At 69.9% G+C, this 26,657-nt stretch carries 26 protein-coding genes, 5 tRNA genes and 1 pseudogene; 19 read left to right on the top strand and 13 right to left on the bottom strand.

Annotated features, from left to right (window positions below; all coding sequences use genetic code 11):
• The coding region (locus tag ACZ601_RS32935; RefSeq protein ID WP_469544846.1) for an acyl-CoA carboxylase subunit beta at nucleotides 1-699 on the top strand (699 nt) is incomplete at its 5' end.
• A 33-nt stretch (nucleotides 700-732) separates the two neighbouring features.
• The gene (locus ACZ601_RS32940) at nucleotides 733-939 is read left to right on the top strand and encodes an acyl-CoA carboxylase subunit epsilon (protein ID WP_469544849.1); all 207 of its coding nucleotides are present in this window, start codon (nucleotides 733-735) and stop codon (nucleotides 937-939) included.
• Between the two features lie 161 nt (nucleotides 940-1,100).
• On the opposite strand, the gene ACZ601_RS32945 is transcribed toward ACZ601_RS32940, so the two are convergent.
• The 8 genes from ACZ601_RS32945 to ACZ601_RS32980 form a co-directional block, all read right to left on the bottom strand.
• The gene (locus ACZ601_RS32945) at nucleotides 1,101-1,682 is read right to left on the bottom strand and encodes a GTP-binding protein (protein WP_014048542.1); all 582 of its coding nucleotides are present in this window, start codon (nucleotides 1,680-1,682) and stop codon (nucleotides 1,101-1,103) included.
• On the bottom strand, nucleotides 1,663-2,316 hold the full coding sequence (locus ACZ601_RS32950; RefSeq protein ID WP_469544851.1) for a DUF742 domain-containing protein: 654 nt from the start codon (nucleotides 2,314-2,316) through the stop codon (nucleotides 1,663-1,665). Before ACZ601_RS32950 ends, ACZ601_RS32945 begins: the two co-directional genes overlap by 20 nt.
• Nucleotides 2,317-2,405: 89 nt before the next feature.
• Nucleotides 2,406-2,819, bottom strand: a complete 414-nt coding sequence (locus ACZ601_RS32955) for a roadblock/LC7 domain-containing protein (protein WP_037779127.1) — start codon at nucleotides 2,817-2,819, stop codon at nucleotides 2,406-2,408.
• Nucleotides 2,820-2,829: 10 nt separating this feature from the next.
• The gene (locus ACZ601_RS32960) at nucleotides 2,830-6,099 is read right to left on the bottom strand and encodes a sensor histidine kinase (RefSeq protein ID WP_469544853.1); all 3,270 of its coding nucleotides are present in this window, start codon (nucleotides 6,097-6,099) and stop codon (nucleotides 2,830-2,832) included.
• A gap of 346 nt (nucleotides 6,100-6,445) precedes the next feature.
• On the bottom strand, nucleotides 6,446-7,027 hold the full coding sequence (locus tag ACZ601_RS32965; RefSeq protein ID WP_073738725.1) for a GTP-binding protein: 582 nt from the start codon (nucleotides 7,025-7,027) through the stop codon (nucleotides 6,446-6,448).
• Nucleotides 7,008-7,415 (bottom strand): DUF742 domain-containing protein, encoded by a 408-nt coding sequence (locus ACZ601_RS32970; RefSeq protein ID WP_073738726.1) that lies wholly within the window; start codon nucleotides 7,413-7,415, stop codon nucleotides 7,008-7,010. The genes ACZ601_RS32965 and ACZ601_RS32970 overlap by 20 nt, the downstream gene beginning before the upstream one ends.
• A gap of 133 nt (nucleotides 7,416-7,548) precedes the next feature.
• Entirely contained in the window at nucleotides 7,549-7,962 is a 414-nt protein-coding gene (locus tag ACZ601_RS32975; protein ID WP_024495006.1) for a roadblock/LC7 domain-containing protein, read from the bottom strand.
• 9 nt (nucleotides 7,963-7,971) lie between these two features.
• Complete coding sequence (locus tag ACZ601_RS32980; RefSeq protein ID WP_469544856.1) at nucleotides 7,972-11,850, bottom strand: nitrate- and nitrite sensing domain-containing protein; 3,879 nt, start codon at nucleotides 11,848-11,850, stop codon at nucleotides 7,972-7,974.
• A gap of 584 nt (nucleotides 11,851-12,434) precedes the next feature.
• Between ACZ601_RS32980 and ACZ601_RS32985 the strand changes: the two genes are divergently transcribed.
• The 3 genes from ACZ601_RS32985 to gltX all read left to right on the top strand — a co-directional run bounded on the left by ACZ601_RS32985 (nucleotide 12,435) and on the right by gltX (nucleotide 14,950).
• On the top strand, nucleotides 12,435-12,626 hold the full coding sequence (locus ACZ601_RS32985; RefSeq protein WP_469544857.1) for a hypothetical protein: 192 nt from the start codon (nucleotides 12,435-12,437) through the stop codon (nucleotides 12,624-12,626).
• Nucleotides 12,627-12,708: 82 nt separating this feature from the next.
• Complete coding sequence (locus tag ACZ601_RS32990; protein WP_440577594.1) at nucleotides 12,709-13,485, top strand: fumarylacetoacetate hydrolase family protein; 777 nt, start codon at nucleotides 12,709-12,711, stop codon at nucleotides 13,483-13,485.
• Entirely contained in the window at nucleotides 13,478-14,950 is a 1,473-nt protein-coding gene (gene gltX, locus ACZ601_RS32995) for a glutamate--tRNA ligase (RefSeq protein ID WP_469544860.1), read from the top strand. The genes ACZ601_RS32990 and gltX overlap by 8 nt, the downstream gene beginning before the upstream one ends.
• Before the next feature lie 44 nt (nucleotides 14,951-14,994).
• On the opposite strand, the gene ACZ601_RS33000 is transcribed toward gltX, so the two are convergent.
• Nucleotides 14,995-15,924 carry a LysR substrate-binding domain-containing protein gene (locus ACZ601_RS33000; protein WP_440577592.1) on the bottom strand — a complete coding sequence of 310 codons (930 nt, stop codon included), beginning with the start codon at nucleotides 15,922-15,924 and terminating at the stop codon, nucleotides 14,995-14,997.
• 99 nt (nucleotides 15,925-16,023) lie between these two features.
• On the opposite strand from ACZ601_RS33000, the gene ACZ601_RS33005 reads away from it, so the two are divergent.
• The 7 genes and pseudogenes from ACZ601_RS33005 to ACZ601_RS33035 all read left to right on the top strand — a co-directional run bounded on the left by ACZ601_RS33005 (nucleotide 16,024) and on the right by ACZ601_RS33035 (nucleotide 18,510).
• The gene (locus ACZ601_RS33005; RefSeq protein WP_469544862.1) at nucleotides 16,024-17,148 is read left to right on the top strand and encodes a YeiH family protein; all 1,125 of its coding nucleotides are present in this window, start codon (nucleotides 16,024-16,026) and stop codon (nucleotides 17,146-17,148) included.
• Between the two features lie 55 nt (nucleotides 17,149-17,203).
• Nucleotides 17,204-17,936 (top strand): annotated as a pseudogene (locus ACZ601_RS33010) (HAD family hydrolase).
• A gap of 87 nt (nucleotides 17,937-18,023) precedes the next feature.
• A tRNA-Gln gene (locus ACZ601_RS33015) sits at nucleotides 18,024-18,095 on the top strand.
• A 24-nt stretch (nucleotides 18,096-18,119) separates the two neighbouring features.
• Nucleotides 18,120-18,192 (top strand) — tRNA-Glu (locus ACZ601_RS33020).
• A 60-nt stretch (nucleotides 18,193-18,252) separates the two neighbouring features.
• Nucleotides 18,253-18,325: transfer RNA gene (locus tag ACZ601_RS33025), tRNA-Glu, on the top strand.
• 12 nt (nucleotides 18,326-18,337) lie between these two features.
• Nucleotides 18,338-18,409: transfer RNA gene (locus ACZ601_RS33030), tRNA-Gln, on the top strand.
• A gap of 28 nt (nucleotides 18,410-18,437) precedes the next feature.
• A tRNA-Glu gene (locus ACZ601_RS33035) sits at nucleotides 18,438-18,510 on the top strand.
• A 70-nt stretch (nucleotides 18,511-18,580) separates the two neighbouring features.
• On the opposite strand, the gene ACZ601_RS33040 is transcribed toward ACZ601_RS33035, so the two are convergent.
• Nucleotides 18,581-19,132 carry a MerR family transcriptional regulator gene (locus ACZ601_RS33040; protein ID WP_469544863.1) on the bottom strand — a complete coding sequence of 184 codons (552 nt, stop codon included), beginning with the start codon at nucleotides 19,130-19,132 and terminating at the stop codon, nucleotides 18,581-18,583.
• Here ACZ601_RS33040 and ACZ601_RS33045 point away from each other — a divergent pair.
• A complete protein-coding gene (locus tag ACZ601_RS33045; RefSeq protein ID WP_469544865.1) occupies nucleotides 19,068-19,508 on the top strand; it encodes a DUF4188 domain-containing protein in 441 nt (146 codons plus the stop codon). The two genes, ACZ601_RS33040 and ACZ601_RS33045, sit on opposite strands and share 65 nt — an antisense overlap.
• A 107-nt stretch (nucleotides 19,509-19,615) precedes the next feature.
• Here ACZ601_RS33045 and ndgR read toward each other — a convergent pair whose 3' ends face one another.
• Nucleotides 19,616-20,332 (bottom strand): IclR family transcriptional regulator NdgR, encoded by a 717-nt coding sequence (gene ndgR, locus ACZ601_RS33050; protein ID WP_024490257.1) that lies wholly within the window; start codon nucleotides 20,330-20,332, stop codon nucleotides 19,616-19,618.
• A 172-nt stretch (nucleotides 20,333-20,504) separates the two neighbouring features.
• Here ndgR and leuC point away from each other — a divergent pair, with 172 nt between their 5' ends.
• From leuC to ACZ601_RS33070, 4 genes are all read left to right on the top strand, one after another.
• Complete coding sequence (gene leuC / locus ACZ601_RS33055) at nucleotides 20,505-21,929, top strand: 3-isopropylmalate dehydratase large subunit (RefSeq protein WP_469544867.1); 1,425 nt, start codon at nucleotides 20,505-20,507, stop codon at nucleotides 21,927-21,929.
• A gap of 5 nt (nucleotides 21,930-21,934) precedes the next feature.
• Nucleotides 21,935-22,528 carry a 3-isopropylmalate dehydratase small subunit gene (leuD, locus tag ACZ601_RS33060; protein WP_469544869.1) on the top strand — a complete coding sequence of 198 codons (594 nt, stop codon included), beginning with the start codon at nucleotides 21,935-21,937 and terminating at the stop codon, nucleotides 22,526-22,528.
• A gap of 104 nt (nucleotides 22,529-22,632) precedes the next feature.
• A complete protein-coding gene (locus ACZ601_RS33065) occupies nucleotides 22,633-22,860 on the top strand; it encodes an SCO5555 family protein (protein WP_024490260.1) in 228 nt (75 codons plus the stop codon).
• Nucleotides 22,861-23,004: 144 nt separating this feature from the next.
• Complete coding sequence (locus ACZ601_RS33070; RefSeq protein WP_389212608.1) at nucleotides 23,005-23,679, top strand: HU family DNA-binding protein; 675 nt, start codon at nucleotides 23,005-23,007, stop codon at nucleotides 23,677-23,679.
• 132 nt (nucleotides 23,680-23,811) lie between these two features.
• On the opposite strand, the gene ACZ601_RS33075 is transcribed toward ACZ601_RS33070, so the two are convergent.
• Complete coding sequence (locus tag ACZ601_RS33075; RefSeq protein WP_469544871.1) at nucleotides 23,812-24,015, bottom strand: hypothetical protein; 204 nt, start codon at nucleotides 24,013-24,015, stop codon at nucleotides 23,812-23,814.
• Nucleotides 24,016-24,025: 10 nt separating this feature from the next.
• Complete coding sequence (gene cofC / locus ACZ601_RS33080; protein ID WP_469544873.1) at nucleotides 24,026-24,709, bottom strand: 2-phospho-L-lactate guanylyltransferase; 684 nt, start codon at nucleotides 24,707-24,709, stop codon at nucleotides 24,026-24,028.
• 159 nt (nucleotides 24,710-24,868) lie between these two features.
• Between cofC and ACZ601_RS33085 the strand changes: the two genes are divergently transcribed.
• Both ACZ601_RS33085 and ACZ601_RS33090 read left to right on the top strand, forming a co-directional pair.
• Nucleotides 24,869-25,621, top strand: coding sequence for a lysophospholipid acyltransferase family protein (locus ACZ601_RS33085; protein ID WP_440578527.1), 753 nt, complete (start codon nucleotides 24,869-24,871; stop codon nucleotides 25,619-25,621).
• Nucleotides 25,618-26,631, top strand: coding sequence for an NAD(P)H-dependent glycerol-3-phosphate dehydrogenase (locus tag ACZ601_RS33090; RefSeq protein WP_469544875.1), 1,014 nt, complete (start codon nucleotides 25,618-25,620; stop codon nucleotides 26,629-26,631). Before ACZ601_RS33085 ends, ACZ601_RS33090 begins: the two co-directional genes overlap by 4 nt.
• Nucleotides 26,632-26,657: the final 26 nt, after the last annotated feature.

Consider the following 26,657-nt stretch of genomic DNA (forward strand, 5'->3'; position numbering starts at 1 on the left):
ATGCACAAGGTCATCGAGGAGCTCGTCGACGACGGCGACTACCTGGAGGTCCACGAGCGCTGGGCCCGCAACATCATCTGCGCACTGGCCCGCCTCGACGGCCAGGTCGTCGGCATCGTCGCCAACCAGCCGCAGGCCCTGGCCGGTGTCCTGGACATCGAGGCCAGCGAAAAAGCCGCCAGGTTCGTCCAGATGTGTGACGCCTTCAACATCCCCATCGTCACTCTTTTGGACGTACCCGGCTTCCTGCCCGGTGTGGATCAGGAGCACGGTGGAATCATCCGGCACGGGGCGAAGCTGCTCTACGCCTACTGCAACGCCACGGTGCCGAGGATCTCGCTGATCCTGCGCAAGGCCTATGGCGGTGCGTACATCGTCATGGACAGCCAGTCCATCGGCGCCGACCTCACCTATGCCTGGCCGACCAACGAGATCGCGGTGATGGGTGCCGAGGGTGCCGCCAACGTCATCTTCCGCCGCCAGATCGCGGATGCCGAGGACCCCGAGGCGATGCGGACCCGCATGGTCAAGGAGTACAAGGCCGAACTCATGCACCCCTACTACGCCGCAGAGCGCGGTCTGGTCGACGACGTCATCGACCCCGCCGAGACCCGCGAGGTCCTGATCGCCTCCCTGGCCATGCTCCGCACCAAGCACGCAGACCTGCCGTCCCGCAAGCACGGCAACCCCCCGCAGTAGTCCGCAAGCCTGCCGAGAAGACGGAGAACACCCATGACCACTGCCGCCGAGTCCGTGCTGCGCGTCGAGAAGGGTCTGGCCGACCCCGAGGAGCTGGCCGCCATAACCGCGGTCCTGCTCGCCCGCGCCGCCTCCCAGCCCGCCGCTGCCACCCCCGCCCACCGGGGCCGCGACACAGCCGGCTGGCGCCGCCTGGAACGCACCCCGGGCTTCCGCGCCCCCCACAGCTGGCAGGGCTGACCGCCACAAGCCAGACCAAGCCCGGGCCGGCCAAATCAAGCCCGTCCGGCGATTGAGGACAAAGCACGGCCGAAGGCCGGGCGCACCACAGAGAAAGGCCCCGCACCCCCAGCAAAGGGGCGCGGGGCCTCACGTATATCCGCGGAAGCGGGCCGCAGGCCCTACCGCAGGCGCGCCATCAACGCATGCTCCACCAACGTGATCAGCGCACTCTTCGCATCCGCCCGATGCCGCGCGTCCGTAGTCAGAATCGGCGTGTCCGGCCCGATCTGGAGCGCTTCGCGGACTTCGTCGGGGGTGTAGGGCTGGTGTCCGTCGAAGCCGTTGAGGGCGATGACGAAGGGCAGCCCGCTGTTCTCGAAGTAGTCGACGGCCGGGAAGCAGTCCGCGAGACGGCGGGTGTCGACGAGTACGACGGCGCCGATGGCGCCGCGTACGAGGTCGTCCCACATGAACCAGAAGCGGTCCTGGCCGGGTGTACCGAAGAGGTACAGGATCAGGTCCTGGTCCAGGGTGATGCGTCCGAAGTCCATGGCCACCGTGGTGGTGGTCTTGTCCCCGGTGTGTGTGAGGTCGTCGATGCCCGCGGACGCGGACGTCATCACGGCTTCGGTGCGCAGCGGATTGATCTCCGAAACAGCACCGACAAACGTGGTTTTACCCACGCCGAAGCCCCCTGCCACCACGATCTTCGCCGAGGTAGTGGAGCGGGCCGCTCCGCCGCTAGAGCTTGCGAAGTCCACTGAGCACCCTTTCGAGCAGTGTCACATCTGGCTGGCCGCCGGCGGACTCTTCGCCGCCGGGCTGGTGGATAGCGACGAGTCCGGCCTCAGCCAGGTCGGCTACGAGGATCCGGGCAACGCCGAGAGGGATCGAGAGCAGGGCCGAAATCTCGGCCACTGACTTGATCTCGATGCACAGTCGGCAGATCCGCTGGTGCTCGGGCAACTGCCCTTGCAGCCGGGACGGATCAGCCGTCGTACTGACCAACGCCTCAATGGCGAGTTGGTAGCGCGGTCGGGTCCGTCCACCTGTCATGGCGTACGGACGAACCAGCGGATTGTGCGCGGCGGGAGCGGCCGGCTCGGGGGTCCACCGCGGCTGCACCGGCTCGATGCGGGGCGGCGGCTGCGGGGAGTCGTACCGGTGCGGCCGCTGAGGCTGCTGCGGCTGCTGGGGCCAGTCGTCCGAGCCGCGCGCGTCCTGGTGCGGCCAGTCGTCGGAGCCCTGGGCGCGCCGAGACTGCCGGAACGGCTGAAAAGGCTGCTGTCCGCCCTGTCTGCCGGGCTGAGAGGGGAAGTCGAAGCCATCGCCCCTGTGCTCACCCGGTACCTGCTGACCACCGTTGAACTGGTGCTCGCCTGGGGGTGTACCCACGATTCCTCCTCCGCCTGCCGGTCCCGGTCCCAGTGGGTCCGCGCCACCGCACCCTATGGCGCGGTGACGCGAAACGCACTGTCTGTCTACTAGTTAAGAAGGCTTCCCTGAAGTTCGGCGCGGAGGTCCGGAGTGAGGACACCGCCGGCGCGATCCACCAGAAGCGCCATTTCGTACCCAACCAGACCGATATCGGCGTCCGGGTGTGCAAGGACGGCCAAGGAAGATCCATCGGAGACGGACATGATGAAGAGGAATCCTCGCTCCATCTCCACAACTGTCTGATTCACGGCGCCGCCCTCGAAGATCCGCGAGGCACCCGCGGTCAGCGAGGTCAGACCGGAGGCGACAGCCGCCAGCTGGTCGGCGCGGTCACGCGGAAATCCCTCGGACATCGCCAGCAGGAGTCCGTCGGCGGAGACCACCACCGTGTGCGACACCCCGGGGGTGTTGTCCACGAAGTTGGTGATCAACCAGTTCAGATTCTGCGCCGCCTGGCTCATCGGGCTCACACTAACGCTCCTGGTTGTAGGTATTACTGCTGTCCGAACCCGCGTTACGTCCCCGCAGGACTCCCCGCCGCAGGTTGCTCAACCTGCCACGCACGTCCTCCGGGGCGCGGGAGACCTGGGGGCCGCCCTGCTGGGTCTGCTCGGCCGTGCCCTCGACCAGGTTGGCCTTGGGGACGCGCCGGGGAAGACCGGAGGGGGTGACCCCGCCCGCCTTCGGGTCCCGGAGCTGCTCGGCCCGCTCCCAGCGCTCGTCGTTCGCCGACCGCCAGTCGTCCGTTCCGTCCGCCCCGTCCGTGCTGTCCGCGTCCTGCTGTGCGGACAGGGGCTGCTGCGGCGGCTCCTGCCCCTGCGGCTGCTCCTGCGCGGCGGCGGGCCGCTCGTTCCCGCGTCCGGTGGGCTGCCAGTGCTGCTGGCCGCCCCGGCGCGGCAGACCGGCCTCGGTCATCTCGTGGCCGGAGTTCGGCACGGGGCCCGAACGGTCGAAGCCTACGCTGTCCGGCGATTCTGCGGGGGCGCTCCCAACAGATTCCGGTTCGGCCTGGACCGGAGCTTCGTAACCACCCTGATAGCCGCCCTGATCCGGCCACTTCTCCTGCTGGGGCTGGGTGGCGTACTGCCCGTCGTAAGCCTGCTGAGGTGTCCCGGGGGCCGGGTATGCCGACTCCGGATAGCCATTCTGCCGCTGGTAGTCGGGCTGTTGGACGTAGCCGGTGTCACCGCGGAACGGGTCGTAGCCGCCCTCGTACGCCGGCTGTCCGTACTGCTGCTGTTCCTGCTCCTGCTGCTGCCCGTCCTGCTGCCGCGGCTCCGGGGCGTACTGGCCGTCCTGCCGGGGTTCCAGCGCGTACGGGTCCGCGGGGGCGTAGGGGGCCTCCTCGTACGCCGCCTGCGGGTACTGCTCCTGGGACTCCTGCTGCGGGAACGCCGTCTGCTCCCCGGCGCCGGTCTGCGTCTCCAGGGCGGCGCGGCGCTCCTCGCGCATCAGCGAGCGGCCCACCGGGTCGAGCTGTGCGGCTTCCTCCGACCCCTCGACGTAGCGGGAGTCGTCGAAGCCGAGCTCGGCCGCCGTACGCAGCTGGGGCTGGAGCGGCGGCGCGTCGAACGCCTGCTGCTGCGGAATGATCGAGGAGACCGTGAAGTCGTCCGGCGTGGGCGCGCCCTCGCCGCCGCCACCGTGGGTGATGGCGTCGGGCAGCATGACCAGCGAGGTCGTTCCGGCCTGCTCGCCGGAGGGGCGCAACTGGACCCGGATGCCGTGGCGGTCGGCCAGCCGGCCGACCACGAACAGGCCCATGCGCTGGGAGACCGCGGCGTCCACCGTCGGCGGGTTGGCCAGCTTGTGGTTGATGTCGGCGAAGTCCTCGGCGGTGAGGCCGATGCCCTTGTCGTGGATCTCGATCATCACGCGGCTGTCCGGCAGCCGGGTCGCGGTGACCCGCACCTTGGTCTGCGGCGAGGAGAACGTCGTGGCGTTCTCCAGCAGCTCGGCCAGCAGGTGGACGAGGTCGGTGACGGACTGGCCGTGGATCTCGCTCTCCGGCACCCCGGAGAGCTCGATGCGCTCGTAGGACTCCACCTCGGAGGAGGCGGCGCGCAACACGTCCACCAGCGGCACCGGCTGGTTCCAGCGGCGGCCGGGCTCCTCGCCGGCGAGGACGAGGAGGTTCTCGCCGTTGCGGCGCATCCGGGTCGCGAGGTGGTCCAGCCGGAAGAGGCTCTCCAGCTGGTCCGGATCGGCCTCGTTGTTCTCCAGGTCGGTGATGAGGGTCAGCTGGCCCTCGATGAGCGACTGGTTGCGGCGCGACAGGTTGGTGAAGATCGCGTTGACGTTGCCCCGGAGCATGGCCTGCTCGGCCGCGAGCCGGACCGCCTCGCGGTGCACCTGGTCGAAGGCGCGGGCGACCTCACCGATCTCGTCCTGGCTGTTGATCGGGATCGGCTGCACGCGGGTGTCCACCCGGCCCGGGTCGGTCCGGGACAGCTGGTCGACGAGCGAGGGCAGCCGCTGCTCCGCGATACCGAAGGCGGCGTTGCGCAGCCGGCGCATCGAGCGGCTCATCTGGCGGGCCATGAGCCCGGCCAGGACGAACGCGGCCAGCAGGGCGACGATCACGATCGCGGCGTTGACGATGGCGTCGGTGCGGGCGCCGGACGAGATGTCCGCGGCCTCGGTCACGGCCTTGTCGACGAGCTCTTCCTCGACCGTGGTGTACCCGTCGAACTTCGCGGTGGCGGCGGACATCCAGGTCTCCGGGGTGATCCCCTTCGCCTTGAGCTCGGCGGGCGTACGGCCCAGCCCGAGCTGCTGGGCCATGCCGTCGTAGACCGAGCCGTTCACGGTGGGCGGCGTCACGAACGGGGCGCCCGCCGCGTCGGCCTTCTCCTTGGCGGACTTGACCTGGGCAGCGCCCTCGGCCGCCTTGCCCGTCATGACCTTCTTCAGCCGGGCCGCGTCGGCCTCCGTACCGCCGGAGGTGAACTCACCGAGGGCGATCTGCTCCAGGTAGTTGTACGAGCCGAAGGCCTTGACCTGGTCGTTGAACTTGCCCTTTTCCTGGCTGGGCCGTACCAGCAGGTGCATGCCGATGGAGCGCTGAAGCGATTCTGCAGCCTTGGCCAGCTCGATCGCGTAGACGGTACGGCCGTAACTGGTGATGTTGCCGGTGCCGAGACCGAGCTCGTTGCAGAACTCCATGAGGGAGTGCTGGACCTGGACGTAGCCCTCTTCCGTCTTCACCGGGTCCATGGCCTCGGCATAGGCGGCCTTGCGCAGATCGGGAAGAGTGGGCTCCTCCAGCCGGAACAGCTTGAGGCGCCGCTCCAGTCCCGCCTTCTTGGGCATGCCCTTCACGGCCGTGTCGAACTTGTCGGCGGCTGCGTCGGTGGTGGCCCGTACCTCGGAGACGGCCGCCGCGTCGCGCTTGTTGGAGAGCAGCGGCTGAGCGCTGAGGTCGCGCTCGTTCAGCAGCGCCTGGCCGTACTCGGAGGCCGCCCGCACGATCAGCGCGGTCTTCTCGGCGTCCTGGGCCTCCTGCCAGGTGTCGATCGAGCCCTTCACCTGGAAGCCGCCCATGACCAGCCCGACCAGTACGGGGATCAGGAGGATCGCGTTCAGCCGGGTGGGCACCCGCCAGTTGCGTGGGGACATCCGGCTGGTGCTGCCACCGGCCGGGGTCCCTTCGGACACGTCGGCGGACGACGCCGCGGCGCGCGGCGGGGTGAAGTTGCCCCGCTCCGGCTGCGCCGTGGAGCCCTCGTTGTTACGCCTCACTCGACCAACAACCTCTCGGCGTCGGCACCTACGTTGTGCCGTGTTTGTTCAGGGCCGTGCTACTCGGGAGTTCGTCGAATTGCAGCACGTGGAACGGCCGCGTTCCAAACAGTCGGGACCGGCGATTCCAAGTGGCGCAGGCCTCAGATAAAACGGGCATAAAGAACGAGCCCCGCCAAAAGGCGGGGCTCAGTTGAGCACAGTGGTACCGCGCGTACGCATCGGGTGTCGACCGTGAGGTAATTCTCTTTCGAAACGTTATGAACACGGGGGCGGATCGTGTCAAAGGACACAGTCCGCCCCCGTGTGACTACTTTAACTGCCGTATGGCAATACCGACTTGTGCCTACTTGAGCCTTGCCATCAATGCGTGCTCCACCAGCGTGATCAGACCGCTCTTGGCGTCACCGCGGTGCCGGGCGTCGGTCGTGATGATCGGCGTGTCCGGCCCGATCTGGAGCGCTTCGCGGACTTCGTCGGGGGTGTAGGGCTGGTGTCCGTCGAAGCCGTTGAGGGCGATGACGAAGGGGAGTCCGCTGTTCTCGAAGTAGTCGACGGCCGGGAAGCAGTCGGCGAGACGGCGGGTGTCGACCAGCACGACCGCGCCGATGGCGCCGCGTACGAGGTCGTCCCACATGAACCAGAAGCGGTCCTGGCCGGGTGTACCGAAGAGGTACAGGATCAGGTCCTGGTCCAGGGTGATGCGTCCGAAGTCCATGGCCACCGTGGTGGTGGTCTTGCCTCCGGTGTGTGTGAGGTCGTCGATGCCCGCGGACGCGGACGTCATCACGGCTTCGGTGCGCAGCGGATTGATCTCCGAAACAGCACCGACAAACGTGGTTTTACCCACGCCGAACCCGCCTGCCACCACGATCTTCGCCGAGGTGGTGGCACGGGCGGCACCGCCACTAGAGCTTGCGAAGTCCACTGAGCACCCTTTCGAGCAGTGTCACATCCGGCGCGCCGCCGGCCTCTCCGTTGCCCGGCTGGTGGATGGCCACCATGCCGGCTTCCGCCAGGTCCGCTACGAGGATCCGGGCCACGCCGAGCGGCATCGACAGCAGGGCCGACACCTCGGCCACCGACTTGACCTCGCGGCACAGGTGGCAGATCCGCTGGTGCTCGGGGAGCAGCGTTCCCAGGTGCGCGGGGTCGGCTGTGGTGCTGACCAGAGCCTCTATCGCTAGCTGGTAGCGCGGTCGGGTCCGGCCGCCGGTCATGGCGTACGGACGAACCAGCGGCTGGTCGCCTTCACCTTCGTACGACGCGTGGTTCAGCGCGCCGTACGGATCGGGTGAGGCGGGTGGCGGGGTCATGAATCCTCCGGGCGTGACAGCAGGATGTCGGCTTGCCGTCGGAAGGGGCCGGTGGGGGGCTGTAAGCGGCCGGACGGGCGAGGGTTGATTGCAATACCTGGGGTAATCGTCTGTGTCACCGATTCACGGCCGCCTAGTGGAGCAGGCTGCCCTGGAGCTCGGCGCGGAGGTCCGGGGTGAGGACGGTGCCCGCCCGGTCGACCAGAAGCGCCATTTCGTACCCGACCAGACCGATGTCGGCGTCCGGATGGGCGAGTACGGCAAGTGAGGAACCGTCGGAGACGGACATCAGGAAGAGGAACCCGCGTTCCATCTCCACCACGGTCTGGCTGACGGCGCCGCCTTCGAAGATCCGGGAGGCGCCCGCGGTCAGCGAGGTCAGACCGGAGGCGACAGCCGCCAGCTGGTCGGCGCGGTCGCGCGGGAAACCTTCGGACATCGCCAGCAGCAGGCCATCCGCGGAGACCACCACCGTGTGCGACACCCCGGGGGTGTTGTCCACGAAGTTGGTGATCAGCCAGTTCAGATTCTGCGCGGCCTGACTCATCGGGCTCAACTAACGCTCCTGCTGGTGAGTGGGGCCGATGGGGAAACTGCCGGTCGACTGGCCGTTGTTGGCCTGACGCCCCTGCTGAATGCCCCGGCGGAGATTGGTAAGACGCCCGCGCACATCATCGGGCGCACGCGAGACCTGGGGACCGGACTGGTGATTCTGCTGCTGGGCGGTGCCCGGCACCAGATTGGCACGCGGTACCCGGCGAGGCAGACCGGAAGTGGTAATTCCGCCTGCTGCGGGCTTCTTCACCCGCTCCGCCTGCCGGCCGAGTTCGTCGTTCGGCGAGGCGCGCCAGGAGCTCGTGACGCCGTTGGTGTCGCCCGGTCCACGCTGCGGTGCGGGCGGTGCGGGACGCTCCTCGGCGGGCTGCTGCTGAGGGAAGCCGGATGCCTGCGGCGCGGCGGGCTGCTGCTGGTGGTTCGGCTGCTGCCCGTGCTGCTGGCCCTGCTGGTGGTTCGGCTGCTGGCCCTGCTGCTGGCCGTTCTGGTACTGGCCGTTCTGCTGCGGACCGTGGAACCAGTTGGTCTCCAGCGTGTCGTACAGCGGCGTACGGCCGTCGCCGGGCCCGGAGGCCGGCGGCAGCGCCTCTGGCTGCTGAGGCTGCTGCGGCAGGGCCGGCCGGTACTGCGGGTCCTGCGGCGCGACGGGCGGCCGCGGAGCACCGAAGTCCTCGTTGCCCCGGTCGCGCCGGACCGGTCCGGGCTGCCCCTGCCCCTGGCCCAGGCCCTGGTCTTGTCCCGGTCCCAGGCCCTGGCCCTGGTTCTGCGGCCGGCCGAAGTCGGGGCGGGGGAACTGCGCGGTGCTCGCCGGGTCCGGCGTCTGCGCACCCGGAGCGGGCGCCGAGAAGTCCGGGCGGGCGAACTCCGAGGTGGAGCCCGGTCCCTGCCGGTCGTCCATCGGACGGCGAGGGGTGAGCGGCGGCGGGCTCAGCGGCCGCTGGAACTGGTTGGTGGACTCGGGCTCCTCGTGGCCCCGGGGGGCGTCGAGCGGGGAGCGCTGCTGGGGTGCGGACTGATCCTCGGAGCCCCAGCTGGTGGCCTGCGGGCGCTGCGGAGCGGGGAATCCACCGTTCGGCGCGGCCGGTACGGGGTTGCCGCCGGGCAGCTCCGCACGCGGACCGCCGACCGGGGGCAGCTGGCGGCCGTTCTGGCCGGGACCGCCGGACTGCGGGAAGCCGCCGCCCTGGCCCGCCGGATTCTGCCGGCCGGGGCCGTTGCCCTGGCCGCTCTGCTCCGGACGCCGCTGACTGAACAGGCTGCCCTGACCCGGGTCCGTACGCCCGGCGCCGCCGCCCTGGCCGCGGGCGCCCAGCCGGGCACCGCCGCCGAAGGCGCCGGAGAGGCCGCCGCCCTGACGCGGCGGATCCTGGCGTGAGCCGTCCTGCGGCTGCCGGGCCTGCGGGCCGGTGCCGGAGAGCCCGGCGCTCTGGAAGTCGGAGCCCTGCTGACCGGGCCGGCCGTTCGGCGCACCCGGTCCGTTCTGGCCGGGCTGTCCCGGCTGGCCCTGCGGGTTCTGGGACCGGGCACCGGTGTCCCGGGCGGGCAGCGCGGCACGCGGACCGGAGCCCGCACCGACCTGACCGCGGGTGGCACCGGGACCGGCGGGGAGCCGGCCGCCGGGCGCCGACTGAGCGCTGTCGAGGCCGGGGCGCGGCGCGGGTGCGCCACCGGCGAGCAGTCCGCCGGGAGCGGGCTGCTGGCCCTGGGCCTGCTTCGGCACCGGCATCTTGCCGCCGTGCGCGACATCGACGGGGAGCATGACCAGCGCGGTCGTGCCCCCGGAGTCGGAGGGCCGCAGCTGAATGCGGATGCCGTGACGCAGGGACAGTCGGCCGACCACGAACAGACCCATGCGGCGGGAGACCGAGACGTCCACGGTGGGCGGCGAGGCGAGCCGCTCGTTGATCGCCGCGAGGTCCTCGGGGGAGAGGCCGATACCCGTGTCGTGGATCTCGACGAGCACCCGGCCGTCGGGCAGCGCGTGACCGGTGACCCGGACCTTGGTCTGCGGCGAGGAGAACGACGTGGCGTTCTCCAGCAGCTCGGCCAGGAGGTGCACGAGGTCGTTGACGACCCGGCCGGCGACCTCGGTGGCGGGCACCGCTGCCAGCTCGATGCGCTCGTACTGCTCCACCTCGGAGGCGGCGGCACGGAGCACGTCGACCAGCGGCACCGGACGGGTCCACCGGCGGCCCGGCTCCTCGCCCGCGAGGACGAGGAGGTTCTCGCCGTTGCGGCGCATACGGGTCGCGAGGTGGTCGAGCTTGAAGAGCGAGGACAGCTGGTCCGGGTCGGCCTCGCGCGACTCCAGCTCGGAGATGAGCGAGAGCTGACGCTGGATGAGGCCCTGCGAACGACGCGAGAGGTTGGTGAACATCGCGTTGACGTTGCCCCGGAGGAGGGCCTGCTCGGCGGCGAGCCGGACGGCCTCGCGGTGCACGTCGTCGAAGGCCGCGGCGACCTTGCCGATCTCGTCACGGGAGTGCACACCGACGGACTCGACCGAGGTGTCGACGTCCTGCGGGTCGGCCTCGGAGAGCTGCTTGACGAGCTCCGGCAGCCGGTCCTGGGCGACGCGGGTGGCCGTGTCCTGGAGCCGGCGCAGCGAGCGGATCATCGACCGGGCGACGACGAAGGCGCCGACCAGCGAGACACCGAGCACCAGCAGGATGAGCGCACCGGAGATGATCGCCTCGCGCTGGGACTCGTCGCGCAGTTCGCGCGCCTTGCCCTCCATGTCGCTGAGGAGCGTCTCCTCGATCTGCTTCATGGCCTGGATCTTGGTGGAGTCCTGGTCGTACCAGTCGAGGTACGAACGCCGGGCCGTCCCGGTCATGCTGGTCGGGCTGTCGAGCACCTTCTTGGCGTAGGTGTCGGCGGCCTTGATCTCCGGGTTGCCCTCGTCGAGCGTGGCGGTCAGCTCGGCCGCGCTGTTGCCGGTGGTCGTGTAGATCAACTCGAACGAGCGACGCGCCAGTTCTTCCTTGCGCAGCGCCGCCAGGCCGAACTGCCGGTCGTTCGAATCGAGCTTCGGCTGCTTGTCGTTGCCGCCCGGCAGCGCCGCGGCGATGACCGCGCGCTGGACCGAGGCGTACTCCTTGGCGGAGGAGAAGGCCGCCAGGGCGCGGGTCCGCTTGATCATCTCGGGGCTGCTGGTCGCCTGCGCCATGTCCTGCGAGAGGCTCAGCAGCGAGGTGATCAGCTGGCTGTACGCGTCGACGGTCTGAAGGCTCGGCGTGCCCTTGGCGAACGCCTGCTTGCGGATGTCGCGGATGCCGCCCAGCTGCGAGGCGATCTGCTGGACGCTGGAGTGGATGCTCTCCAGCGCCTCGTCGCCCTCGGTGTCGCCGATGTCGTTCGTCGCGTCGAAGAAGGCCTTCTTGGCCCGGTCGGTCTTCTTCCGGGGCTCGGTGACCTTGAAGTCGTCGGCCGGCACTCCATTGGACAGCGGGCCGGCCGACCGGTCGCGCTCCTCCTGGAGCGCCTGGGCCAGCGAGGTCGCCTGCTTGGTCATCTGGGTCAGCAGCTGCATGTGCTCCAGCTGCTGGATGTCGTTCATGGAGTCGTTGATGCGGAGGCCACCCAGGGTGGTCGCCGCGACCACGGGGAGGGCGAGCAGGGAGACCAGGCGCGTGCTGATGCGCCAGTTGCGCAGAGCTACCCGCGATCCGGTGTTGACCGGGCCCTGGGGCTTCGGTGACGCGACCGCGTCGGCGTTGTCGCCCGACGGTGCGCCGGAGCGCTTGGCGCGGTCCGTGGTGTCGCCGGCCGCGGCCGGTCCGGGGTTCTGGGCGTGCTGGGGCGAGGAGCCGCGGTCGGTCCCGCCGCGCGGCTCCTGTTCAGCCGCTGCGCTGCCATCCCTCTTGAAACGTCCCTGCACTAGCGTCGCAACCTCTGGACCAGGCGTTCCCCCCGTCATGGACGGATGGAACGGTGTCGGCGTCGTGGGGCGTTGTACCGCCCCATGGTGGTCGTGAGTGACCGGCGTTCTTCCCCTTCCCGCCGCCACTCGGATCGGCGCTGCGTTGCGCCCCCTGCGCGCCGGCCTGAAACCTGCGGCGGTGCGTGGAATTCCAGCACAACGCAGGATCTCCAACAAGGGCCAGGTACCGGGCTGTGACCTGGGTGACACGTTGTGATGGCTGCGTAACAAGCCGTGGAGCCGGTTCGCCGTCAAACCGGACTATTGAGGGTGAATCAGGTGAGGGTGACGGGTGTCCCAGACGACATGATCAGGAGCGGAATGGTCGATTCAGTGATGCAATGTCTGGTTTGGTCGGCCGGAGCGACCGTCCGGATTGAGGTAATTGTCGGGTCACTGGTGAGCAAACTCACATGATGATCGTCGTCTCTTCCGGGCTCCGGGAGGGAATTGGATGTTTAGCCTGACGCTTTACAGGGATGGCAGAACCGACAACCGGCGCCCCTCCGGCGGCGCCCCTACCGACAGGGTCCGAACGGCAGATGAAGACGACGATGATGTTCCGCAACATTGCCAACCCCCGGCGCACGACGCTGGCGCACCTCAAGGACGCCGAAGCGCTGCAGACGCCGGAGCGGCCGGAGCACGCGCTCGACCTGCCGACGCAGACGGCCAACCCCCGCCGCACGATCCTCATGGTCGCCCCCGCCTCCGCCACTGCCGCCGCGGAGTAATACGCGCGGCCTCTCCCCTCACGGGCGTTAGCCTGGAGCCTCAGTCTTCAGTCAGCCAGCAAGTGAGGGGCCACAGCTTCCCGTGCGCATCGCCAGGTTCTCCATCGACGGCAATGTCGCCTTCGGCGCCGTCGAGGGCGACGGGCCCGATGGTCTCGTCCTCGACATCATCAAGGGCATCCCGTACGCCGAGTTCGAGCTCTCCGGGACCAAGGTCCCGCTGAACAAGGTCCGGCTGCTGCCGCCCGTGCTCCCCAACAAGGTCGTGGCCATCGGCCGCAACTACGCGGAGCACGCCGCGGAACTCGGCAACGAGGTCCCCGACGTCCCCGTCGCCTTCTTCAAGCCCACCACCTCGGTGATCGGCTCCGGCGACGCCATCGAGTACCCCTCCTTCTCCGAAGAGGTGCACCACGAGGCCGAACTGGCCGTGGTCATCGGCCGGATGTGCCGCGAAGTGCCGCGCGAGCGGGTCAAGGACGTCATCTTCGGCTACACCTGCGCCAACGACGTCACCGCGCGTGACGCCCAGAAGCGCGAGAAGCAGTGGGCCAGGGCCAAGGGCTTCGACACCTCCTGCCCGCTCGGCCCCTGGGTGGAGACCGACCTCGACCCCAGCGACCTCACCATCCAGGCCACGGTCAACGGTGAGCAACGCCAGCTGGGCCGGACGAGCGAGATGATCCGCTCCATCGAGGACCTGGTCGTCCACATCACGGAAGCCATGACGCTGCTCCCGGGCGATGTGATCCTCACCGGCACCCCCGCAGGGGTCGGCCCCCTGCACGTCGGCGACGAGGTCGCCGTCTCCATCGAAGGCATCGGCACTCTCACCAACAAGGTGATCAAGCGTGGCTAACACCGACGTACGCGTACGTTTCTGTCCCTCCCCGACCGGCAACCCCCACGTCGGCCTGGTCCGGACGGCCCTCTTCAACTGGGCCTTCGCCCGGCACCACCAGGGCACCCTGGTCTTCCGCATCGAGGACACCGACGCGGCGCGCGACTCCGAGGAGTCGTACGAGCAGCTCCTGGACTCGATGCGCTGGCTCGGTCTCGACTGGGACGAGGGCCCCGAGATCGGCGGCCCGCACGCCCCGTACCGCCAGTCGCAGCGGATGGACATCTACCAGGACGTCGCCGACAAGCTCCTCGCGGCCGGCCACGCGTACCACTGCTACTGCACGACCGAGGAGCTCGACACCCGCCGCGACGCCGCCCGCGCCGCCGGCAAGCCCTCCGGTTACGACGGCCACTGCCGCGACCTGAGCGCGGAGCAGAAGGCCGCGTACGAGGCCGAGGGCCGCACCTCGATCGTCCGCTTCCGGATGCCCGACGAGGCGATCACCTTCACCGACCTGGTCCGCGGCGACATCACCGTCCAGCCGGAGAACGTGCCGGACTACGGCATCGTCCGCGCCAACGGCGCCCCGCTCTACACGCTGGTCAACCCGGTCGACGACGCGCTGATGGAGATCACCCACGTCCTGCGCGGCGAGGACCTGCTCTCCTCCACCCCCCGCCAGATCGCCCTGTACCGGGCGCTCATCGAGCTGGGTATCGCCAAGCAGACCCCCGCGTTCGGCCACCTGCCGTACGTCATGGGCGAAGGCAACAAGAAGCTCTCCAAGCGTGACCCGCAGGCCTCGCTCAACCTCTACCGCGAGCGCGGCTTCCTGCCCGAGGGGCTCCTCAACTACCTCTCGCTGCTCGGCTGGTCGATCGCGGAGGACCGCGACATCTTCGACATCGACGAGATGGTCGCCGCGTTCGACATCGAGGACGTCAACGCCAACCCGGCCCGTTTCGACCTCAAGAAGTGCGAGCACGTCAACGCCGAGCACATCCGCCGGCTCGACGTGAAGACCTTCACCGAGGCCTGCGGGCCCTGGCTGAAGGCGCCGTTCGCCCCCTGGGCCCCGGAGGCCTTCGACGCGGACCTGTTCGCGACGATCGCCCCGCACGCCCAGACCCGCGTCACGGTCCTCTCCGAGATCACGGCCAACGTCGACTTCCTCTTCCTTGACGAGCCGGTCACCGACGAGGCGTCCTGGGCCAAGGCGATGAAGGAGGGCTCCTACGCCCTGCTCGTGACGGCCCGCGCCAAGCTGACCGAGGCGGAGTGGAACACGGACGCCCTCAAGGCCGCCGTCCTCGCCGCGGGTGAGGAGCACGGTCTGAAGCTCGGCAAGGCGCAGGCCCCGGTCCGCGTCGCCGTCACCGGCCGCACGGTCGGCCTGCCGCTCTTCGAGTCCCTGGAGATCCTGGGCCGCGAGAAGACCCTCGCCCGGGTGGACGCCGCACTGGCGAAACTCACCGCCTGACCGTGCGAGCAGGCCGCTGACCACGCGAGCCGGCTCCTCACCCGCTACTGGTGCTTGGCCACCCGCAGCAGGTGAAGGGCCGGCTCCGGCAGTTCGTGGCCCTTGGGCCAGACCGCGTGCAGCACGCGTTGCAGCCGGACGGCCGGGGTGACCTCGACCTCGACCAGGCGGCCCGATGCCACGTCCTCCCGCACGGCGAGCGCGGAGAGGACGGCCGGCGCCAGCCCCCGGGCTGCGGCGCTGCGCAGCGGGGCGGTGGAGCCGAGCTCAAGGACCGGCACGGCGACGCCGTCGTACGCGCGCAGCGCCCGCTCCAGCGTCTCCCGGGTGCCGGAGCCCGCCTCGCGCAGCAGCAGCGGGGTGTCGGCCAGCTCGCGTCCCGTCAGGGCGCTGCGGCGGCGGGTCCAGGGGTGACCGGGGGCCACCACGACCGCGAGCCGGTCACGCCCCACCGCTGTTCGGTGCAGATCGTCCGGGACCCTGGGCCCCTCGATGAACCCCAGATCGCAGCCGCCACGCCGCAGTGCCTCGACCACGCCCCAGCTGTTGGTCACCGTCAGTCCGACATGGGCGTCCGGGGCGCTCTCCCGCAGGGTGACGAGCCAGCCGGGCATCAGCTCCTCCGCGATGGTCAGACTGGCGGCGACCCGCAGTCGGCTGTCCTGCCGGGAGCGCAGCGCGGCGGCCCCCTCGACCAGCGCGGTGGCCCCTTCGAGCACCGTCCGCGCCCAGTCGGTCACCACCGCCCCGGCCGGGGTCAGCCGGGACCCCGCGGTGGAGCGGTCCAGCAGCTGGAGCCCGAGACGGCGCTCCAGCGTACGCATCCGGGCACTGGCCGACGGCTGGCTGATGAGCAGCCGGGTCGCCGCCCGGCCCAGGCTGCCGGTCTCCGCCACGCTGACGAGCAGCTGCAACGACTGCAGATCGGGCAGTGGCAGCTGTCCGAGGTCCTGGTTCCCGCCGCGCTCGCTCATAGGAAAACCCTCATAGGAAAACCCTCATAGGGCAACCCTATGACCTGGGCTCCGGTTCGTGGCTACCGGGCGGCGGGGAACCCGACCACGCTGGTGATCATGACTCTGGACACCGAACACTCCTGGTCGCCGCCCGTGCGACAGCCGGCGAAGCCGTCGTCCGGGGGCGCCGGGTCCACGCCGGGTCCGGTGCGCCGCAACGCCCCCGGCCTCGCGCTGGCCGGCATCGGGCTCGGGCTGGCCGAGGGGGTGCACGCCCTGCTGCCCGCCGTGCCGATGCTGACGGCGGCGGTGGTGCTCGGAGTCGTGGCGGCGCACCTTCCCGGCGTGCGGCCCTTCGTGCGCGGCCGGGGCCGGGCGGGGCTCTCGACGGCCGGGAAGCGGCTGATGCGCGCCGGCATCGTGCTGCTCGGGCTGAAGCTCAGCGTCGGAGACGTCCTCGGGCTCGGCTGGGCGACCGTGGCCATGGTGTTCGGCGTCGTCCTGGTGGCCTTCTTCGGGATCTGGTGGCTCGGCCGGAAGCTCGGGCTGCCCGGCGACCAGCCGCTGCTGATCGCCACCGGCTACTCGATCTGCGGAGCCTCCGCGATCAGCGCGGTCAGCGGCGCGCTCGGCAAGGAGGACGACGACGAGCGGCTCGCGGCCGACGTGGCGACCTCGGTCGCGCTGGTCACCCTGTGCGGGACCCTCGCCATCGCCGTACTGCCGCTGCTGCACCATCCGCTGGGCCTGGACACCGTGCAGTTCGGCCGCTGGGTGGGCGCCGGCGTGCACGACGTCGGCCAGGTCGTGGCCACCGCGCAGACGGCCGGGCCGACCGCGCTCGGTGAGGCCGTGCTCGTCAAGCTGATCAGGGTGGCGATGCTCGCACCGCTGGTCGCCGGGGTCGCCGTGGCCTACCGCCGTCGGGCGCGCGGGGCGGCCGGTGACCGGCGGGGCGACCGGCAGCAGGCGGGCGGGCGCCGCCCGGCCGTGGTGCCGCTGTTCCTGATCGGCTTCCTGGCGATGACGGCCCTGCGCAGCACGGGTCTGCTGCCCGCCGGAGCACTCGACGCCGCGGCCACCGCGCAGGAACTGCTGCTGGCCGCCGCGCTCTTCGGCCTCGGCACCGCCGTCCACCTGCCGACGCTCGCCCGCTCCGGAGCCAGGACCGCCGTTCTCGGCCTCGCCTCCTGGGTGGTCATCGCGGCGGCGAGCTACGGCGGTGTCCTGCTCACCACCTGACGTGGACACCATCGCGGGGCGGCGGCGCCCGCCCGGTCGGCGGTAGCGTGGCCGTATGCCGATCCGAGCAGTGCTCTGGGACATCGACGACACGATCTTCGACTACACGGGCGCCGACCGCGTCGGCATGCGCAGGCATCTGGAGAACGAGGGCCTGCCCGAGGGATACGCGTCCACCGAAGGGGCCCTCGACGCGTGGCGGGCGATCACCGATGTGCAGTGGGAGCGTTTCGCCGCGGGGGAGACCGACTTCCAGGGGCAGCGGCGCGAGCGGGTGCGTACGTTCCTGGGGCGGCGGCTCACGGACGCGGAGGCCGACCGCTGGTTCGCTCGGCACGCGGGTCATTACGAGGCCGCCTGGTCGCTCTTCCCCGACGCCGTGCCGGCCCTGGACCGGCTCGCGGACGGCTATCGCCATGCCGTGCTGTCGAACTCCAGCATCATCAACCAGGACCGGAAGCTGCGTGTTCTCGGTGTGCGCGACCGTTTCGAGGCCGTGGTGTGCGCCGTCGAACTGGGCATCTCCAAGCCGGAGGCCGGGGCGTTCCACGCCGCCGTCGACGCCCTCGGGCTGGAGCCGCGAGAGGTCGTGTACGTGGGCGACCACCCCGACATCGACGCGGCCGGTGCGGTGGCGGCGGGACTGAGCGGCATCTGGCTGGACCGGGACGGGCGTGGCGGGCGGCCCGAACTGGCCCGGATCACCGGTCTGGATCACCGGTCTGGATCAGCTCCCCGGGCTGTTGGCGCGCAATACCCGTTTTGGAGCGCCGGACACCTTCGGGTAATGTTCTTCCTGCGCCGCCCGAGCGGGCCGAAGGATCCGGTCGGGAAGCGCACACGGAAATAAGACCCCATCAAGGGTTGCGTTTCAGTGGGCTATGGTGTAATTGGCAACACTACGGTTTCTGGTACCGTCATTCTAGGTTCGAGTCCTGGTAGCCCAGCGCAGAGCTTCATCTGTACAACACGCCCCCGTTGTGTAGCGGCCTAGCACGCTGCCCTCTCACGGCAGTAGCGCCGGTTCGAATCCGGTCGGGGGTACAGATCCTTCCCGCGAGAACATCTGGGTCGCACCCACGCTCTCGATGCAGGATCGCTAGGGCCCCCGTTGTGTAGCGGCCTAGCACGCTGCCCTCTCACGGCAGTAGCGCCGGTTCGAATCCGGTCGGGGGTACTTGTAACACCATGGGCTATGGTGTAATTGGCAACACTACGGTTTCTGGTACCGTCATTCTAGGTTCGAGTCCTGGTAGCCCAGCGCAAGACAAGCAAATCGTAGGACACAGGCCCCCGTTGTGTAGCGGCCTAGCACGCTGCCCTCTCACGGCAGTAGCGCCGGTTCGAATCCGGTCGGGGGTACAAGAGCAACAGACAGAAGGCCCCTCACTCCGGTGAGGGGCCTTCTGCTTTTTCCTGCCTGCGTACGGGTTCAGAGCCCGAACCGCCGGGCGGACTCCTCCTCCTGGGCCAGCCGCCGCAGAGCGGCCAGCAGCGGTTCGTACAGGACCGCGGAGGCGACCGCGTGCTCCACCTGCTCCGCCTCGGTGGGATACGTCTCCATCATGTCCAGGTCCCGGACCGCCACTTGATGCATCAGCCGCGCCTGCTCCGCCAAGTAGTCGCCCTCGCAGGGGTATCCGAGGCGGATGAGCGTGGCCAGCGACGCCACCACGGACCGGTGAACAGGGGAGAGCGAACCGATCTCCTGGGCGGTCGTCCACCCCAACCGGTCCAGGAGCCGGTCGACTTCGGCCCGTGCGGCCACCGTCTCCGGCGCATCCTCCTCCGGTTCCGGGCCGTGCGGGAGCGACCAGAGTGCGGCGCCCAGGCGCATCGTCCGGCCCAGTGACTCGTCGTCGGCGTGCTTCAGCACCTCACGGGCGGTGGCGACCGGCAGCCGGCCGACCTGGATCGGGATGCGGATCAACCACTTCAGGGGAGTCCACCACTGGCTCCCGGTCCTCCTCGCGATGCCGCGCATGCTGCGGGAATTGAGCGGGGACAGGAGCAGGGGCCTGCTGGGGCACACCCTCCTGCTCGGCTCGCCCAGGACGTACTACGTCGTCCAGTACTGGGAGTCGAGGGAGAAGCTGTATGCGTACGCGGCGGCGTCCGACATGTTCCACCGCAAGGCGTGGGCGATGATCAACCGCAAGGAGAAGAAGTCCCGGCAGCACGTGGGGCTGTGGCACGAGGCGTACGTGGTGCCCGAGGGCGGCTACGAGTCCATCTACGCGGATATGCCGGCGTACGGACTGGCCGCGGCGACCGGGTCACTGCCGGTCGAGAGCCGGGGGCGCCGGGCGGCGGACCGCTTCGCGCACCGTTCACCGGCGAAGTCAGGTGAAGTGGGGTGAGGCGAGGCGGGGTGAGGCGAGGTGGAGCGAGAGGTGCCGTGAGGTTCTGAAGGGGCCGCCACGACGCTGGGGCGGCCGGTGCCGGAGGTTGTGCGGGGTGCGCCGGTTCAGCCGGTGCGGCGCAGCGCTTCGCTCAGCCGGGCGGCCGAGTCGATGATGGCCTGGGCGTGCATCCGGCCCGGGTGACGGGTCAGCCGCTCGATCGGACCGGAGACCGAGACCGCCGCGACGACCCGGTTCGAGGGGCCGCGTACCGGTGCGGAGACCGAGGCGACGCCCGGTTCCCGCTCGCCGATCGACTGGGCCCAGCCCCGGCGCCGTACGCCGGAGAGCGCCGTCGCGGTGAAGCGGGCGCCCTGGAGGCCCCGGTGCAGGCGCTCCGGCTCCTCCCACGCCATCAGGATCTGGGCGGACGAGCCCGCCTTCATGGTGAGCGTGGAGCCGACCGGCACGGTGTCCCGCAGACCGGACAGCCGCTCCGCCGCCGCCACACAGATCCGCATGTCGCCCTGCCGGCGGTAGAGCTGGGCGCTCTCCCCGGTGATGTCGCGAAGGTGGGTGAGCACCGGTCCGGCCGTGGCGAGCAGCCGGTCCTCGCCCGCCGCCGCCGCGAGTTCCGACAGCCGGGGGCCGAGAATGAAGCGGCCCTGCATGTCCCTCGCCACCATGCGGTGGTGTTCCAGTGCCACGGCCAGCCGGTGGGCCGTGGGTCGTGCGAGCCCGGTCGCCGCGACCAGCCCGGCGAGGGTGGCCGGACCGGACTCCAGGGCGCTCAATACCAGAGCTGCCTTGTCGAGAACGCCGACGCCGCTAGAGTTGTCCATACGACGATACTCGCGTCTCACTCTGTGAAACGCAAGTTCAATTTTCCAGGGAAGTTGCGAACCTGTACGGGCGGCCCCACAACGGCCCGTAGCCACCGCCCCGCACGGGGGTCCGGACGGCGGCACCCGATCTCTAGTTGGGCCGGCGAGGATGCCGGCCGGAGGGAAAGCGATGGGTAGGACACTCGCGGAGAAGGTCTGGGACGACCATGTCGTCCGGCGCGCCGATGGCGAGCCCGACCTCCTCTTCATCGATCTGCACCTGCTGCACGAGGTGACCAGCCCGCAGGCCTTCGACGGTCTGCGGCAGGCCGGACGCCCGGTGCGGCGCCTCGACCTCACCATCGCCACCGAGGACCACAACACCCCGACCCTCGACATCGACAAGCCGATCGCGGACCCGGTCTCCCGCGCCCAGCTGGAGACCCTGCGCAAGAACTGCGCGGACTTCGGCGTCCGGCTGCACCCGCTGGGCGACGTCGAGCAGGGCGTCGTGCACGTGGTCGGCCCGCAGCTCGGGCTGACCCAGCCCGGCACCACGGTCGTCTGCGGCGACTCCCACACCTCCACGCACGGCGCGTTCGGCGCGCTGGCGTTCGGTATCGGCACCAGCCAGGTCGAGCACGTACTGGCCACCCAGACGCTGCCGCTGGCCCGCCCGAAGACCATGGCGATCACCGTAGAGGGCGAACTGCCCGACAGCGTCACCGCCAAGGACCTGATCCTCGCGATCATCGCCCGGATCGGCACCGGCGGCGGCCAGGGCTACATCCTGGAATACCGCGGCTCCGCCATCGAGAAGCTCTCGATGGAAGCCCGGATGACCATCTGCAACATGTCGATCGAGGCCGGAGCGCGGGCGGGCATGATCGCCCCCGACCGGACCACCTTCGACTACCTCCAGGGCCGCGACCACGCCCCGCAGGGCGCGGACTGGGACGCCGCGGTGGCGTACTGGGAGACGCTGCGCACCGACGACGACGCGGTGTTCGACGCCGAGGTCGTCATCGACGCCGCCGAACTGGCGCCGTTCGTCACCTGGGGCACCAACCCCGGCCAGGGCGCGCCGCTGTCGGCCAGCGTCCCCGACCCCGCTTCGTACGAGGACGCCTCGGAGCGCAACGCCGCGGAAAAGGCCCTGGAGTACATGGGGTTGACCGCCGGGCAGCCGCTGCGCGAGATCAGCGTGGACACCGTCTTCGTAGGTTCCTGCACCAACGGCCGGATCGAGGACCTGCGCAACGCGGCCGCCATCATGGACGGCCGCCAGGTCGCCGACGGGGTACGGATGCTGGTCGTTCCCGGCTCCGTGCGGGTCGCCCTGCAGGCCGTCGAGGAGGGCCTGGACAAGGTCTTCAAGGCCGCCGGCGCCGAATGGCGGCACGCGGGTTGCTCGATGTGCCTCGGTATGAACCCCGACCAGCTGGCCCCCGGTGAGCGCTCCGCCTCCACCTCGAACCGCAACTTCGAGGGCCGGCAGGGCAAGGGCGGCCGCACCCACCTGGTCTCCCCGCAGGTCGCCGCTGCCACCGCCGTGCTGGGCCATCTGGCCTCGCCGGCCGACCTGTCCGACGCCCGTACGCCCGCCGGAGTCTGAGAATCATGGAAGCATTCACCGCACACGCCGGCCGGGCCGTCCCGCTGCGCCGCAGCAACGTCGACACCGACCAGATCATCCCCGCCCACTGGCTGAAAAAAGTCACCCGGGACGGCTTCGAGGACGGGCTCTTCGAAGCCTGGCGGAAGGACGAGAACTTCGTCCTCAACCGCCCGGAGCGCAAGGGCGCCTCGGTCCTGGTGGCCGGCCCCGACTTCGGCACCGGCTCCTCCCGTGAGCACGCCGTCTGGGCCCTGCAGAACTTCGGCTTCAAGGCGGTCGTCTCCTCCCGGTTCGCCGACATCTTCCGAGGCAACTCGCTGAAGAACGGGCTGTTGACCGTGGTCCTCGACCAGCAGGTCGTCGACGCCCTGTGGGAGCTGACCGAGGCCGACCCGACCGCGGAGGTCACGGTCGACCTGGAGAAGCGCCAAGTGCTCGCCGAGGGCATCACCGCCGACTTCGAGCTCGACGAGAACGCCCGCTGGCGGCTGCTGAACGGGCTGGACGACATCAGCCTCACCCTCCAGAACGAACCGGACATCGCGGCCTACGAGGCGACCAGGCCGGCCCACAAGCCACGTACAATTCACGCCTGAGCAGCGCATTTCCAGTACTGCGCCCCCTGCCTTCTGGTAGGGGGCGCAGTCGCTTGTTGAGACCCCGTCGGGCGACAACTCGCCCCAGATGGCACAATCGGTGCATGGAACGCGACAGCCAACTCAAGCTTTACGGCCAAGTCGCCGACCAATTGAAGGAAGCGCACTCACGAGTGCGTGCACTGCAAGTCCCGGAGAGCGTACGGATGGCGCTGTCCCGGAAGCTGCTGGTCGTCACGGCCGCGGCGAAGCACGATCTACCAGATGCGGCAAGGCGTCTGGACCGGTTGATGAAGGACCTCGATGAGGGCCGATTCCCCGAAGGTGACTGACTCTGCGGAACTGCGCAGCGGTCGACTTCGTTGCGGCACTAGGGTGATTAGCCCGTTTCGTGTTTGATTTGCGGTATATATCTGCCTAACGTGCGAAAAAGGCTTGAACACTTTCGTTCTGGCTATGTCTCCGAAGGGGAAGACGTGAACAAGGCGCAGCTCGTAGAAGCGATTGCCGACAAGGTCGGCGGCCGACAGCAGGCCGCGGACGCCGTCGATGCGGTGCTCGACGCGATCGTTCGTGCGGTTGTCGCAGGTGACCGTGTTTCGGTCACCGGCTTCGGCTCGTTCGAGAAGGTCGACCGCCCGGCCCGCTACGCCCGCAACCCGCAGACGGGTGAGCGGGTACGGGTCAAGAAGACGTCCGTGCCCCGTTTCCGTGCGGGACAGGGCTTCAAGGACCTGGTGAGCGGCTCGAAGAAGCTCCCCAAGAACGATGTGGCCGTGAAGAAGGCGCCCAAGGGCAGCCTCTCGGGCGGTTCTTCCACCCGTACGACGGCCAAGGCGGCCGCCAAGAAGGCCACCGCGAAGAAGGCCGTGGCGAAGAAGGCCACCGCCAAGAAGGCCGTGGCACCGGCGAAGAAGGCCACCGCCACCGCCAAGAAGGCGACCGCGAAGAAGACGTCCGCGGCGGCGAAGAAGACCACGGCGGCCGCGAAGAAGGCGACCCCCGCGGCGGCGAAGAAGACGACGACCGCCAAGAAGGCCGTCGCCAGCAAGACCGCGCCCGCCAAGAAGACCACGGCGAAGAAGGCGCCCGCGAAGAAGACCACCGCGCGCAAGACCACGGCCAAGAAGGCCACCGCACGGAAGAAGTGAGACCCAGCAGCACAGGGCTCATCACACGCGCCGGGCCGGGCTCCCCTCGGGGAGCCCGGCCCGCGGGCTGTTCAGGGTGCGATCACACGCGGTTCTGCGGGCCCGCGGGCTGTTCAGGGTGCGGTTGCGGGTTCAGAAGGTCTGCAGCGTCACCAGGGTGATCCGCAGCCCGGTCCCCTCACCCCGGCCCTCGATCCGTACCCGCTGGCCCGGCCGCAGCAGCCGCAGGCCGCCGGCGTCGAAGGCCTGGGCGTCGAAATCCATCGGGGTGCCGTCGTCGAGCAGCACGCTGCCGGTGCGGCTCTCGGGGTCGTACGTGTACGAGGTCGCCTGCATGAACGGCAGCCTATCGGTCCATCGCGGGGACCCCGGCGGCCCAGCGCCCGGCCGTGTAGGGGCCCACCCCGAGGGCGAGCGCCGCCCGCAGATCGTCGCCGGTGTCCACGTCCTGGCGGACCGAATCGATGCCGGAGAGCGTGATTTCCGCGGCCCCCGACGCGAGGTGCCGATCCCGGGACCGGCCACCGAAATCGGGGCGCAATTCCACTCCTGGCCCAGCGGACAGAAATGTTGTTCCGATTCCCGCCGCATCGGTCACAAATGCGCGCGTAAAAGCAGCCGAAAATTCGAGCACCCGGGCCAATTCATGGTGGCGCAGTGCCGGCAGATCCGCGTTGAGTGCGGCGACCGCCGCTCCGGGCCGGGCCGCGCGCACCGCACGCTCACCGTGCGCGAGGGCCGCGTTGAGCCCGGCGGCGGGGGAGTCGGGCACCACGCGGGCGCCGAGGGCCGCCAGCGCGGCGCCCGCCGTCGCGTCGTCCGTGACTACCACCACATCCGCGACGGCCCGGCAGGCCAGCGCGGCGTACACGGTGTCCTGGGCGAAGGCCAGGGCCAGCCGGGGGCGCAACAGGGCGCCGGACGCGGGTACCAGCCTGCTCTTCGCCCGCGCCAGCGGCTTCAACGGGACGACCAGGGACCAGCGGCCGGTCGGGTCGGTGTTCGTGGCGGTCTCCCCCTCGATGCGCATCACCGCCTATTCTCGCCTGCCGGTGCGACAACCCGGAGGGTCGGTCCCGAAGGTGAGGCGTACGGTGTTCTCGACAGAGCAGGGGCCTGGGGCGAGACTTGACCGTCGGTAGTCAGTCAGTAGAGCTCCACAGTCAGGTCCGTAGAGAAGGGTGTCCGGGTGTCCCGCCGCAGAATCGGCTTCTGGTACCGCTTTGCAGCGGTCATCGCAAAACCGCCGCTGGTGGTTCTGTTCAAGCGCGACTGGCGAGGGATGGAACATATTCCGGCCGATGGCGGCTTTATAACTGCGGTCAATCACAACTCGTATCTGGACCCGCTTTCGTACGGGCACTTCCAGTACAACACCGGCCGGGTGCCGAGGCTCCTCGCGAAGGCGGGGCTCTTCAAGACCCCCTTCGTCGGGATGATGCTGCGCGGCACCGGCCAGATTCCCGTGTACCGCGAGACCACCAACGCGCTGGACGCCTTCCGGGCCGCCGTCGCCGCCATCGAGCGCGGTGAGTGCGTCGCCTTCTACCCGGAGGGCACCCTCACCCGCGACCCCGAGATGTGGCCGATGGGCGGCAAGACCGGCGCCGCCCGCGTCGCGTTGATGACCCGGGCCCCGGTCATCCCGGTCGCGCAGTGGGGCGCCAACCTGGCGATGCCGCCCTACGCCACGGACAAGAAGCTGCGGCTCTTCCCCCGCAAGACCCTCCAGGTCCAGGCCGGTCCGCCGGTCGACCTCTCCCGCTTCTACGACAAGGAGCCGACGCCCGACGTCCTGCGCGAGGCGACCGAGGTCATCATGCTCGCGATCACCGAGCAGCTGGCGGACGTACGCGGGCTGCCGGCCCCCGCAGAGCTCTACGACCACCGAAAGGCCCGCGCGCAGCAGCGGCGCAAGTCCGAACGAGAGGGACCCAAGTGACGCACCCCGTAAAAGCAGCCGTCTTCGGAACCGGCTCATGGGGTACGGCCTTCGGCGTGGTCCTGGCCGACGCGGGCTGCGAGGTCACCCTCTGGGGACGCCGCGCCGAGGTCGCCGAGACCATCAACACGACCCGTACCAACCCCGACTACCTGCCGGGCATCGAACTCCCCGCATCGGTCCGGGCCACCACGGACGCGGCGGAGGCGCTGCGCGGCGCCGACTTCGCGGTGCTCGTCGTGCCCTCCCAGACGCTGCGCGCCAACCTCGCGGCCTGGGCCCCGCACCTGGAGTCCAAGACGGTGCTGGTCTCCATGATGAAGGGCGTCGAACTCGGCACCGCGAAGCTGATGAGCGAGGTCATCGAGGACGTCACCGGAGTCGGCGCGGACCGCATCGCCGTCATCACCGGGCCCAACCTCGCCAAGGAGATCGCGGAACGCCGCCCCGCCGCGGCCGTCGTCGCCTGCCAGGACGAATCGGTGGCCCGCCGCCTCCAGGCCGCCTGCCACACCCCGTACTTCCGCCCGTACACCAACACCGACGTGGTCGGCTGCGAGCTCGGCGGCGCCATCAAGAACGTCATCGGTCTTGCCGTCGGCATCGCGGACGGCATGGGGCTCGGGGACAACGCCAAGGGCTCGCTCATCACCCGCGGCCTGGCCGAGACCACCCGGCTCGGACACGCGATGGGCGCCGACCCGCTGACCTTCTCCGGACTGGCCGGCCTCGGCGACCTGGTGGCGACCTGCTCGTCGCCGCTCTCGCGCAACCACACCTTCGGCACCAACCTCGGCCGCGGCATGACGCTCCAGGAGACCATCGCCATCACCAAGCAGACCGCGGAGGGCGTCAAGTCCTGCGAGTCGGTGCTCGATCTGGGCCGCCGGCACGGTGTGGAGATGCCGCTGACCGAGACGGTCGTCGCCATCGTCCACGAGGGCAAGTCGCCGGTGGTCGCGGTCAAGGAGCTGATGTCGCGCAGCGCCAAGGCCGAGCGGCAGCACTGAGGCCGACGGCCCGCCACGGGGCCCGG

This window comes from Streptomyces sp. NPDC104307, assembly GCF_055584045.1.

Excerpts from the sequence above, each read along its gene's own strand:
- ACZ601_RS32940 (WP_469544849.1), top strand. The coding sequence starts at position 733 with ATGACCACTGCCGCCGAGTCCGTGCTGCGCGTCGAGAAGGGTCTGGCC.
- ACZ601_RS32955 (WP_037779127.1), bottom strand. The coding sequence starts at position 2,819 with ATGAGCCAGGCGGCGCAGAATCTGAACTGGTTGATCACCAACTTCGTG.
- ACZ601_RS32970 (WP_073738726.1), bottom strand. The coding sequence starts at position 7,415 with ATGACCCCGCCACCCGCCTCACCCGATCCGTACGGCGCGCTGAACCAC.
- ACZ601_RS32975 (WP_024495006.1), bottom strand. The coding sequence starts at position 7,962 with ATGAGTCAGGCCGCGCAGAATCTGAACTGGCTGATCACCAACTTCGTG.
- ACZ601_RS32985 (WP_469544857.1), top strand. The coding sequence starts at position 12,435 with ATGAAGACGACGATGATGTTCCGCAACATTGCCAACCCCCGGCGCACG.
- ACZ601_RS33000 (WP_440577592.1), bottom strand. The coding sequence starts at position 15,924 with ATGAGCGAGCGCGGCGGGAACCAGGACCTCGGACAGCTGCCACTGCCC.
- ACZ601_RS33005 (WP_469544862.1), top strand. The coding sequence starts at position 16,024 with ATGACTCTGGACACCGAACACTCCTGGTCGCCGCCCGTGCGACAGCCG.
- ACZ601_RS33045 (WP_469544865.1), top strand. The coding sequence starts at position 19,068 with ATGCGGATCAACCACTTCAGGGGAGTCCACCACTGGCTCCCGGTCCTC.
- ACZ601_RS33040 (WP_469544863.1), bottom strand. The coding sequence starts at position 19,132 with ATGCGCGGCATCGCGAGGAGGACCGGGAGCCAGTGGTGGACTCCCCTG.
- ndgR (WP_024490257.1), bottom strand. The coding sequence starts at position 20,332 with ATGGACAACTCTAGCGGCGTCGGCGTTCTCGACAAGGCAGCTCTGGTA.
- leuC (WP_469544867.1), top strand. The coding sequence starts at position 20,505 with ATGGGTAGGACACTCGCGGAGAAGGTCTGGGACGACCATGTCGTCCGG.
- leuD (WP_469544869.1), top strand. The coding sequence starts at position 21,935 with ATGGAAGCATTCACCGCACACGCCGGCCGGGCCGTCCCGCTGCGCCGC.
- ACZ601_RS33065 (WP_024490260.1), top strand. The coding sequence starts at position 22,633 with ATGGAACGCGACAGCCAACTCAAGCTTTACGGCCAAGTCGCCGACCAA.
- ACZ601_RS33075 (WP_469544871.1), bottom strand. The coding sequence starts at position 24,015 with ATGCAGGCGACCTCGTACACGTACGACCCCGAGAGCCGCACCGGCAGC.
- cofC (WP_469544873.1), bottom strand. The coding sequence starts at position 24,709 with ATGCGCATCGAGGGGGAGACCGCCACGAACACCGACCCGACCGGCCGC.